Source organism: Thalassobellus citreus (assembly GCF_044385915.1).
Taxonomy (GTDB): domain Bacteria; phylum Bacteroidota; class Bacteroidia; order Flavobacteriales; family Flavobacteriaceae; genus Thalassobellus; species Thalassobellus citreus.
In genome coordinates, this window is sequence record NZ_JBISCC010000115.1 from 80912 (window position 1) to 92401 (window position 11490).

Genomic DNA, 11490 nt, shown 5'->3' on the forward strand with positions numbered 1-11490 from the left:
TTTTTTAAAAAAGTTTAAATGAAGAAATGTTTTTTATTGTTTTTCTTATTAAGTACAATAAATTTTTATGGTCAAAAAGAAAAAAGGTCGAAGGCTCAACTTTCGAGTTTTTTATCCAAATCATATTTTAGTGTAAACTTAGGGGGTGTTTTTTATCCTTTTTCTAATGCTAATTTAAAAGAGGGTTTTGCTACCGAGAGTTTTACTAAAAATGTGTTTTCAGGTAGGTTTTTATTGGGATATAAAATTAAACCAGATTTAGCTATTCAATTTGGTGTTATGCGTCCTGCATCATGGTTTATATATAATAATGTTAATAATATTGGCTATGAAAGGAGTGTTTGGATAAATGTTTGGTCTTTATCTTTAAAGAAAAGTTTTAATTTAAATAATAAACTTTCTCTCTTTGCAGAAGCAGGTATTGCAAATGCTACTCGTATTGGTTTTTCTATAAACGATGAAGTTATTTATGATGACGCTCATTTTGGAAGTTTAATTTATGGGTTAGGAGCAAATTATAAATTAAATGATAAATGGAGACTTTCTTTAAATGGTACTTTTTTACCAAAAACAAAAAAATATAATCAGCCTTCTATTTCACAAGCTTCTGTTGGATTTGAATATCATTTACAACAAGTGCCAAAAGAGAAAGCTTTAGAGTATGAAGAAAATAAAACATACTTCTTTCCTAAAAATATAATTCAAGTAAGTTATGGTACAAGTGCTATTGGTTTTGGAGTAAATCAATTTTTTGGAATGAGTCTTAAGGTTGGAAATTTTGATAGTTTTGGAATTCCTGTTTTTTGGGTAGGAGATGTAAAAGCATCTGATGCATATTCAATAACCTATCAAAAAACAGCATTTAGGTCTAAAAAAACATTTTCTTTAGACTGGGGAGTTAGTGCCACATATTTTCAATCTCAATTAAATAAAGAAAAAGTATATGCTTTTTCTGTTTTTCCTGTTTTACGCTTTTATCTTTTAAGAAGAAAAGGCTTTGATATGTATACTAATTATTCGGTAATTGGCCCCACTTTTATAACAAAAAAGCAGATAGATGGTTTAGATTCTGGCCCTCTAATAACCTATCAAGATACTATGGGCTTAGGAGTCTTTTTTGGTGAAAATAGAACCTATAATTTTGAACTTAGAATTATGCATTATTCTAATGGTAATATTTTTACTAAAAATGTTGGAGTCGCTATTCCGCTTCAATTTACATTAGGAAAAACATTCTGATACATTTTTGCTAACAAATCAATAAAATCGATTGGTTTAAGAATGTTTTTTATAAATAACTCAGCCACCATTTGTCTTTATTATTTGTTTTGTAAGTCATATATTTTTTACTTGGAAAATATAAAAGAGCTATAATACTTATCCAAACTAAGTAAACTACAAATAACGGATAACCATAATCTATAAGCTTAGCATTAGCAAATACATCTTTGGTTAAAATCATATGTTGCCAATTACCTCCAAAAATTAATATGCCTATAATAGCAAATACATGAATAACTAAAACATGTAAAAAGTAATAGAATAAGGGGACCCTTCCAAAAACTAAAAAGAAATCTGTGATTTTATTTTTAACAGATTCAATACCATATAAAAACAATAATGCAGGACCCATTGTTATTAATGTATACGCTAACGAAGGTGGGTATTTTGTAACTTTAAAGAACGACATAATTGTCTTGCTTGTAGTATCTTGAGTAGACCATGGTATTAAATCTCCATAAATATTAAAACTTCTAAGAATAAAGAATAAAGCAATAGCTGTAAAACCAATAATTAGTAACCATTTTTTTCTAATTTTTGCATCAAATTCTTTAGTGTAAAGTTGTCCTAAGCAGTAACCTAAAACCATAAGTCCTATCCAAGGTAATACAGGGTAAAACACCCCAATATCGTTACTCTCTCCAAAAGGGATAAAATTAGGTTGATGTAATATATACCAAATATTATCTATGAAGTTATTACTATTTCTAACAATTCCATCTAAAGTGTTATGTCCAAAAACAATTAATACACCTATAGCTAATAATACTTTTTTATGTAAATAAATTAAAAAGGATAGAGTAATCATACTAAATCCAATCGCCCAAATTACTTGAAGAATAATGCGACTATAGCTTAAATCGAATTTCCAAATAAGATTGTTTACCACAATTTCTAATAGAATTAGCCAAATACCTCGGGTTAGCAAAAATTTAAAAAGCTCATTTCTAGTTTTTTTATTACCATATAAAAAAGCCGAAGTACCTGCTAAAAACACAAATACTGGCGCACAATAATGCGTGATAAATCTTGTGAAGAACAAAAAAGGTGTTGTCGTTTCTAAATTTGTTGGGTCGGTAAAAAAAGCTCCATAATGGAAATAATCTCTTGTATGGTCTAGTGCCATTATTACCATAACAAGACCTCTTAAAATGTCTATAGATTCAACTCGATTAGTTTTGATAAGCATAAGTTTTAATTATAAATTAACAACTTGAGGCGAATCTAAAATAATCAAATAACTTTAAAAAAAACAAATTAGTTTATCAAATTTTATTAGTTGTTTTGAGATTTTGTTAGCTTTTGTTGTTGCTTAATGGTAAGTGTACTACCATCATGACTCCAACCAGGAGCAGCAAAAGCATACATGAATTTATGATACCAGTTTTTAGATTTTTTCATATCATTCCAAATGTCTTTATATTCATGTGTTAATATTACAAGAGGGTTGTATGAATCTGGAGCATGTGTAACGCCGTATTTTATATCAATAGTTTCATCTAGTTCTTTCCAAGTTCCAAAAATTTTGTCAAAAATATTTAAGAAGCCACCATGGTTTTTATCCATATATTCAATATTTTGGGCATGATGTACTTGGTGCATGGTATGTGTATTCATGAATTTTTCAATAAATCCCATTTTAGGAATAAACACACAATGGAGTTGAAATTGCCATAAAGCTTCAATACCTAAACAAACTACTAACATTTCTGGGGGGAAACCTATAGCTGGAATCCACATATAGAAAAAAGGCTTGTAAAAAATAGTAAACCAACCATTTCTAACGGCTGTACCTAAGTTAAAATTATCAGATGAGTGATGTACTATGTGAGCAGCCCAAAGAAAACGTACATTATGATTTTCTCTATGAAACCAATAATAACTAAAATCATCTAGTATTTGACAAATAACCCAAATGTACCATGCATATCCAAAAGATTCCCAACCCATAATGTTCGTGCGGACTCCATTAATTTCTGGGTTAAAAATTTCATATACATACTCAAATAAGACTATAGCAGCTATTGTTTTTGTTAGTGGAGCAAGAATAGCAGAACCAATACCCATGGTAAGACTAGCAGCTAGGTCTTTCCAATTGTACAGATCTTTTTTGTCTTTTTTATTTTTACTGTATGTTAATTCAAGCAAGATGAGACCAAGAAAACAAGGTACACCGTATACTAAAGGGTTAGTGAAGTCCATTTATAAATTTAAGTTATTTCCAAAAATAACTCGATTTTACTCGTAAAACAACTGGATTAAGCTTTTTAAAAAATAAATTAAAAAATAGTTGATGTATTTTATTTTTTTGTTAGAAATATATCTATCATAATTTAATAGTTTTTTTACTATAACTATTTTATGACAAATAAAACATCGATAAAACGCATTTTAGTTAGATAAAATGCTGTTTTTTTGATTAATATCTAGCCTTTTGTAGTTTTTTTAGGTATTATTGCGTGTTGTTAATAAACCCTAAATCGACAATACAATGAAAAAAATTACATTATTATTTAGTGTTTTAATGGTATTAATAGTGTCTTGTGAAAAAGATTCTGAAAATATTATTGATGAAAAGCAAACATCAGAAGATTTAATTTGTGAAGATTGTGGTATAGAAGTAACTAAGGATGATGAGCGTTTATCTGAGTTTGATCAAGATATTATGATTAATTCTATTAATGGAGAAACTTCAAAGACTTCTACTACTTCAAAGACAAATGGTATGAGGTTAAAGTTAAAAGCAATTGTAGATCCTTTGTATGTTAAATATAAAGGACAAGATGTTTTGCTTAATGCAAATCATGTTGCTGTTAAGAATAGGAGAGTAGCTGCATCTTATAGTCTTGTTGGTGAGCCTTATTCTGGAGCTGTAGATGTTATAAGCGTTCCAAAACGTGGGTCGGCTAGTCTAGAAGGAACATTGATTTTACCAGATAGAGATGTTGATGCTGTCGATTTTTCAGATGATAGTCATTTATTGTTAGGAGGCGGTTTTGATGCTCAGGTTTATTATGGAGGAGATCACCCTTCATTTTTAGGGCAATATCAACTAAATTATAATGAAGATACAGATGTTCTTAGTTTAAAAGAAGAAGATATATTTCATTCTATTTTTGGAAATAAATTGAGAAGCATAAAAACAATAGAAGGTGTTATAACAGGTGCTGGAGGAGGAAACTCTGGCGTTATTTATGCATTTAACGAACAAACAAATACAATAATAGATAATAATTCTACAGAAACTGAAGGCTTATTTATTTTAGATACATCTGTTGAATTAAATGATGATGAATATAAATTTGTGGCTTTAGCCTTTAATAATGACACAAAAGAGTTGCAAGCATTCTATTATGATATATCTAAAGAAACAGATATTATGTCTTTTAGTTATGCTGTAAGTTTAGGTACTTTTAATAATATTAATGTTGAAGCAAAATATAGTGTAACAGCTATAACTAAAGACTGGTTAGCTGTTAGTTTAGGAGTTGATGGAATTGGTGTTTTTAATATTAGAACAGATAGTTCTGATAATAAAACGGCATTTCTTATACAGCAAATAAAAGAAGAAATTTTAGATGCTAATGCGCCTGATGATGTTGTAAATTCATTTGTGTTTGATAGTGGTGTATTTTATGTAGCAGCTGGTGGAGCTGGTTTTTATTTAATGGAATATGATTATAAGAGAAACAAACTAAAAAACAATTTTTCTCATGTTGATTTTGGAGAAGGAGATTCTGTTAATGGCGTTGCAATAAGTGGTGAAGATTTAGTTATAGCTTCTACTAAAGGAGTTAGTATTTATAAACTTTCAGGCTTGAAGATTTAGTTTAATTAAAAATATTTTAAATAAAAAATGTCCAATATTTCTATTGGACATTTTTTGTAATTAATTTTAAGAAGAGATTATTTAACTAAAACCTTTTCTTTTTTAGTAGAAAAATCTACTTCTATTTGATTGTTTATTATATCTTCAAAAGTTTCTCTTTTTCTAATTAGATGTGCTTTCTCATTATACCATAATACTTCGGCAGGACGATAGCGAGAGTTATAATTACTAGCCATAGAAAAACAATAAGCTCCAGCATTTTTAAAACATAATACATCCCCTTCATTAATTTCATTGATACGACGGTTATTTCCAAAAGTATCTGTTTCGCAAATATAACCTACTACAGTATAAAAGCGTTCGCGTCCTTTTGTGTTAGAAATGTTTGAAATTTCATGGTGTGAACCGTAAAACATTGGACGAATTAAATGATTAAAACCAGAATCAACTTGAGCAAATACTGTTGATGTTGTTTGTTTTACAGCATTAACTTTGGTTAAAAAGCAACCAGATTCGCTAACTAAAAATTTACCAGGTTCAAAAGCAAGTGTAAGCTCTTTACCGTATTCTTTGCAGAATTCGTTAAATCTTTTTGATAACTTTTTTCCTAATTCTTCAATATTAGTTTCAATATCACCAGGCTTGTAAGGTACTTTAAAACCAGAACCAAAATCAATAAAGTCTAAGTTTTTAAATTGTTTAGCTGTTTCAAATAAAATTTCACTAGCATATAAAAATACTTCAATATCTAAAATATCACTACCAGTATGCATGTGAATACCATTAATAGTCATTTTAGTATTCTCAACTATACGAAGAATATGTGGTATTTGATGAATTGAAATTCCGAATTTAGAATCAATATGCCCAACAGAAATATTTGCATTCCCACCAGCCATAACATGTGGATTAATACGAATACATACCGGAACTTTAGGGTGTTTTGTCCCAAATTGTTCTAGTATAGCTAAATTATCAATATTAATTTTTACACCTAATTTAGCAGCTTCTTCAATTTCAGATAATGAAACACCATTTGGTGTGAAAATAATTTGTTCTGGCAAAAAACCAGCAGCTAAACCTAGTTGTACTTCTTGAATAGAAACCGTATCTATTCCAGATCCTAATGATTTAAATAACTTTAATATAGATATATTAGATAATGCCTTAACAGCATAATTGAGTTTAAGTTTTTTTACATTTTTAAAAGCATTTGTTAATCTATTATACTGTGCTTCTATTTTATTAGCATCGTATACATAAACAGGACTTCCAAAATCTTCGGCAATTTTAAGCAATTGACTTTCTAACATAGTTTCCAAATTTTCGACAAAGATATTTTTTTAGTTCGTATAAAAAATAAATAAGTAAAAAATTATACAAATTAAACATTTTGTTAATTATATAACATTACAAATGATTTATCTAAGTTGTTAATATTCTTAATAAAAATAAATTAGATTAATTAAGTGCTATTATTTACATTTGCTCTACTTAAAATATTAAGCAAATTATGAATTTACACGAATATCAAGGAAAACAAATATTAAGCAGTTTTGGTGTACGTATCCAGCGTGGTATTGTTGCTCAAAATGCTCAAGAAGCTGTAGCAGCTGCAAAACAACTAACATCTGAAACAGGTACAAGCTGGCACGTTATTAAAGCGCAAGTACATGCAGGTGGACGTGGTAAAGGAGGCGGTGTAAAGCTTGCTAAAAACTTACAAGAAGTAGAAGAGATTGCAGGACAAATAATAGGAATGGACTTAGTAACGCCTCAAACTTCGGCAGAAGGAAAGCGTGTACACCAAGTTTTAGTTGCTGAGGATGTTTATTATCCAGGAGAAAGTGAAACAAGTGAGTTTTATGTTTCTGTTTTATTAAATAGAGGAACAGGACGTAATATGATTATGTATTCTACAGAAGGTGGAATGGATATTGAAACAGTTGCTGAAGAAACACCTCATTTAATATTTACAGAAGAAGTAGATCCTGCTGTTGGTTTAATGCCATTTCAAGCAAGACGTGTAGCTTTTAATTTAGGGTTATCTGGATTAGCTTTTAAAGAAATGACAAAGTTTGTTACTAATCTTTATACTGCTTATGTAAAATCAGATTCGTCTTTATTTGAAATTAATCCTGTTTTAAAAACAAGTGATAATAAAATAATGGCTGTTGATGCTAAGGTGACTATTGATGATAATGCGCTTTACAGACATAAAGATTACGTAGATTTACGTGATATACGTGAAGAAAGTGCTATTGAAGTTGAAGCAGGAGAACTAGGTTTAAATTATGTAGACTTAGATGGTAATGTTGGGTGTATGGTTAATGGTGCTGGTTTAGCAATGGCAACCATGGATTTAATTAAACAAGCAGGTGGAGAACCAGCTAACTTTTTAGATGTTGGTGGTACTGCTGATGCAGCTCGTGTTGAAGCAGCATTTCAAATTATATTAAAAGATCCAGCAGTTAAAGCTATTTTAATAAATATTTTTGGTGGTATTGTACGTTGCGATCGTGTGGCCCAAGGTGTTATTGATGCATATAAAAATATGGGAACTATAAATGTACCAATTATTGTACGTTTACAAGGAACCAATGCAGATATTGCAAAAGAATTAATTGATAATTCAGGATTGGATGTTATGAGTGCTACAGAGTTTCAAGAAGCTGCTGATAAAGTACAACAAGTGTTAGCATAGGCTTAACAATTTGTAAGAATTGTTAATATTATAGTATAGTTTTGATAAGAGCAGTGTAAAGCACTACTCTTTTTTATTGAATAATTTTGACTCAAATTAAAAAAGTAATTCAATTTAAAAAAAAGGAAAAATTAAAAACCCAAAACTATGAAAACAATCAAATTATTATTGCTAACTGCTATTTTAGTATGTTCCAACATGATTTTTGCAAACAACCCTGTAAATCCAGAAACAAAAAAAACAAATGAAACGTCTATTTCTAAGGAGATAGTAAAGTTATTAAGTAATAATTATTTTCTTGTAGAAAAAGAAACAGTAGCTAAAGTAGTTTTTACAATAAATAACGAGAATGAAATAGTTGTTTTGTCTGTAGATTCAGGTTCAGAAGAAGTTGAAGATTTTATAAAAGGCAAATTGAATTATTATAAGGTTACATTTAAAGAAGTAAAGCCTGGTAAAAAATATTTGTTACCAGTTCGTTTTTTCATGATAAATTAATCTAATAAATACACAAAAAACCTCTTAATTTAATTATTAAGAGGTTTTTTTTTTGTCTTTTTTTGGCATTGGGCCTCTTAAGTGAATGACTAAGCCGTTTAAAAAATTTCGTAAAATTTGGTCTCCACATTCCATATATTTAGGATGATCTTCTTTCCTGAAAAAAGCACCAAGTTCGCTTTTAGATATTCTAAAGTCTACAAGCTCTAAAATTTTTACAATATCATCATCTCTAAGTTTTAAAGCAACTCTAAGTTTTTTTAAAATATCATTATTTGTCATGTCAGTATGTTTTAGATTTTAAATCGATTGCATTTCATCGATTTTGATTCAAGGTATGTTTGATTTTAGCGTTTTTTTACTTTTTGCAAATATACCTTAATTATTGGTTTAAATTAATGATGCTATTAATTTAGTAAAAATAATATAACACACTGTAAATCAATACATTGATATTTGTTTGTTTGGCTTTTTTTAAGGTTGGTAAAAAGATGAAATGCATTTTTGTTAGTTTAAAAAATAAGTATTATTGATAAAACAAATAAAAATGCCGATAAACTACTATTTACTTTTCGATAAGTTGCGTTATATCTACGATTATTAAAAGACCGTTCTGTGTAACTTTATATTATTAATAGTAATACCTTAAGAAATGGTTAATAGAGTAGAAAAATTAAGTCTTTTATCTGAAATGATAGCCTTTGCTAAGTATGATAAAGATATAAGGAATTTAGAATATAATTTTTTGTTAGGAGTTGCCAAACAATTAGAAATAACGCGTGAAGATTTTGAGTATTTAATAGAGAACCCTGTTACATATACACATTTAAAATCTCATAGTGAACGTATTGTTCAGTTTCATAGATTGGTGTTATTAATGAATATAGAACAAGGAACTGAAGAAGAAAATAATTCTAAGGGAGTTATAAAATTATACAATTTTGGCTTACGAATGGGACTAAGCCATGAGGCTATAACCAAGGTGTTATACTTGATGGAGAGTTTTCCTAATAAAATTGTACCACCAGATGTATTGATAGACATATTTAAAACTCAATATAATTAAAACATACAGCTATTATCAAATTTAAGTGTTGTTTTGTCCTAATAGAAATAGATTAGGAGAACAAAAATTAAAGCTAAAAGTTTATACTTTTAGCTTTTCTAGTTTTTCTTGATAACTTTTAATTTCGTCTCTCAGTTTTGCAGCTATAATAAAGTCTAATGCTTTTGCGGCCGCTTCCATAAGCTTCCGTTTTTCTTTAATTTTATTTTCTAACTCAGGTTTACTTAAGTATTCGCTTTCTGGTTCTGCAGCTTTTAAGGCTTCAAGCTCATAGCTATATGTACTAACTGAGTTTTTAGTTAAAGCATTATCTAAACTTTTATTTAAGGCTTTAGGTTTTAAATTGTGTTTCGTATTATAAGCAATTTGTTTTTCTCTTCTATATTCAGTTTCGTCAATTGTTTTTTGCATGCTTTTGGTTATTTTATCAGCATACATAATGGCTTTCCCATTTAGGTTTCTAGCAGCCCTACCTACTGTTTGTGTTAGTGAACGTGCCGAACGTAAAAAACCTTCTTTATCGGCATCTAAAATAGCTACTAGAGAGACCTCAGGTAAATCTAATCCTTCACGTAATAAATTAACACCTACTAAAACATCAAACAAGCCTTTACGTAAATCTTGCATAATTTCAACACGTTCTAGTGTATCAACATCACTATGTATATAACGACAACGAATTTGAATTCTGTCTAAATATTTTGTCAATTCTTCAGCCATACGTTTCGTAAGTGTTGTTACAAGTGTTCTTTCATCTTTTTCAACACGTTGCTGAATTTCTTCAATTAAATCATCAATTTGATTTAAGCTTGGGCGTACTTCAATAATAGGGTCTAATAAACCTGTAGGACGAATAACTTGTTCTACATAAACACCATCAGTTTTTTGTAATTCGTAATCTGCTGGTGTTGCGCTTACATAAATGACTTGGTTTTGGATAGCTTCAAATTCTTCAAATTTTAAAGGTCTATTATCCATAGCTGCAGGAAGTCTAAAACCGTATTCTACTAGGTTTTCTTTTCTACTTCTATCGCCACCATACATAGCATGTACTTGTGAAACTGTTACGTGACTTTCATCAACTACCATTAAATAATCATCAGGAAAGTAATCTAATAAACAAAACGGACGTGTTCCAGGTTGTCTTCTATCTAAATAGCGTGAATAGTTTTCAATACCCGAACAATAGCCTAATTCACGAATCATTTCTAAATCGAATTCGGTACGCTCTTTTAAACGTTTTGCTTCAAGATGTTTTCCTATTTCTTTAAAATAATCATGTTGTTTTACTAAATCGTCTTGAATTTCTTTGATAGCTCCTTGTAATACATCTGGAGATGTAACAAACATATTTGCTGGATAGATTGTTATTTGATCGTATTTTTCAACAACTTCGTTAGTTTGAATATTAAAGGATTCTATTTCTTCTATTTCATCACCAAAAAAATGAATACGAAAAGCATCATCGGCATAACTAGGAAAAATATCTACAGTATCTCCTTTTATTCTGAAGTTTCCATGTTTAAAATCGGCTTCGGTTCTAGAATATAAACTTTGTACAAGTTGATGTAATAATTTAGTTCTCGAAATTTCTTGATCGCGTTTTAAACTGACTACGTTTTTCTGAAATTCCACAGGGTTTCCAATACCATAAATACAAGAAACAGATGCAATAACTAACACGTCTCTACGACCAGAAAGAAGGGCAGAAGTGGCACTTAAACGCATTTTTTCTATTTCTTCATTGATCGATAAATCTTTTTCTATATAAACGCCAGAAACAGGAATATAAGCTTCTGGTTGATAATAATCGTAATAAGAAACGAAGTATTCAACTGCGTTATTAGGGAAAAACTGTTTGAATTCTGAATATAGCTGAGCGGCTAAGGTTTTGTTGTGTGCTAAAACCAAAGTTGGTTTTTGTACTTCTTCTATAACATTGGCAACAGTAAATGTTTTTCCAGAGCCAGTAACACCTAAAAGCGTTTGGTAGGTTTCATTAGAGTTAATACCAGCTACAAGCTTTTTTATAGCTTGTGGTTGATCACCAGTAGGATTAAATTCGGATTCAATTTTGAATTGCATATTGCAAAATTACACAAAATATATGGG

10 protein-coding genes are annotated in these 11490 nt (G+C 29.4%); 5 read left to right on the forward strand and 5 right to left on the reverse strand.

Annotation, left to right across the window (positions count from 1 at the left end; genetic code table 11):
• The first annotated feature begins 18 nt into the window (after positions 1-18).
• Positions 19-1239, forward strand: a complete 1221-nt coding sequence (locus ACH5TX_RS03625; RefSeq protein WP_439338181.1) for an acyloxyacyl hydrolase — start codon at positions 19-21, stop codon at positions 1237-1239.
• Between the two features lie 49 nt (positions 1240-1288).
• On the opposite strand, the gene ACH5TX_RS03630 is transcribed toward ACH5TX_RS03625, so the two are convergent.
• Together ACH5TX_RS03630 and ACH5TX_RS03635 are read right to left on the reverse strand one after the other, a co-directional pair.
• Entirely contained in the window at positions 1289-2470 is a 1182-nt protein-coding gene (locus ACH5TX_RS03630) for an acetyltransferase domain-containing protein (RefSeq protein ID WP_439338182.1), read from the reverse strand.
• A gap of 86 nt (positions 2471-2556) precedes the next feature.
• A complete protein-coding gene (locus ACH5TX_RS03635; RefSeq protein ID WP_439338183.1) occupies positions 2557-3483 on the reverse strand; it encodes a sterol desaturase family protein in 927 nt (308 codons plus the stop codon).
• Positions 3484-3772: 289 nt separating this feature from the next.
• Here ACH5TX_RS03635 and ACH5TX_RS03640 point away from each other — a divergent pair, with 289 nt between their 5' ends.
• Positions 3773-5110, forward strand: a complete 1338-nt coding sequence (locus ACH5TX_RS03640; protein WP_439338184.1) for a hypothetical protein — start codon at positions 3773-3775, stop codon at positions 5108-5110.
• Between the two features lie 77 nt (positions 5111-5187).
• Here ACH5TX_RS03640 and lysA read toward each other — a convergent pair whose 3' ends face one another.
• Positions 5188-6423: a diaminopimelate decarboxylase gene (gene lysA / locus ACH5TX_RS03645; RefSeq protein WP_439338185.1), complete on the reverse strand. Its 1236-nt coding sequence runs from the start codon at positions 6421-6423 to the stop codon at positions 5188-5190.
• 200 nt (positions 6424-6623) lie between these two features.
• Here lysA and sucC point away from each other — a divergent pair, with 200 nt between their 5' ends.
• The gene (sucC, locus tag ACH5TX_RS03650; RefSeq protein ID WP_439335105.1) at positions 6624-7814 is read left to right on the forward strand and encodes an ADP-forming succinate--CoA ligase subunit beta; all 1191 of its coding nucleotides are present in this window, start codon (positions 6624-6626) and stop codon (positions 7812-7814) included.
• Positions 7815-7961: 147 nt separating this feature from the next.
• Positions 7962-8312: a hypothetical protein gene (locus ACH5TX_RS03655; RefSeq protein ID WP_439338186.1), complete on the forward strand. Its 351-nt coding sequence runs from the start codon at positions 7962-7964 to the stop codon at positions 8310-8312.
• A gap of 36 nt (positions 8313-8348) precedes the next feature.
• Here ACH5TX_RS03655 and ACH5TX_RS03660 read toward each other — a convergent pair whose 3' ends face one another.
• Positions 8349-8594, reverse strand: coding sequence for a DUF1456 family protein (locus ACH5TX_RS03660; protein WP_439338187.1), 246 nt, complete (start codon positions 8592-8594; stop codon positions 8349-8351).
• A gap of 370 nt (positions 8595-8964) precedes the next feature.
• Between ACH5TX_RS03660 and ACH5TX_RS03665 the strand changes: the two genes are divergently transcribed.
• Positions 8965-9378, forward strand: a complete 414-nt coding sequence (locus ACH5TX_RS03665; protein ID WP_439338188.1) for a TerB family tellurite resistance protein — start codon at positions 8965-8967, stop codon at positions 9376-9378.
• A gap of 81 nt (positions 9379-9459) precedes the next feature.
• Here ACH5TX_RS03665 and uvrB read toward each other — a convergent pair whose 3' ends face one another.
• Positions 9460-11463 carry an excinuclease ABC subunit UvrB gene (gene uvrB / locus ACH5TX_RS03670; RefSeq protein WP_439338189.1) on the reverse strand — a complete coding sequence of 668 codons (2004 nt, stop codon included), beginning with the start codon at positions 11461-11463 and terminating at the stop codon, positions 9460-9462.
• Positions 11464-11490: the final 27 nt, after the last annotated feature.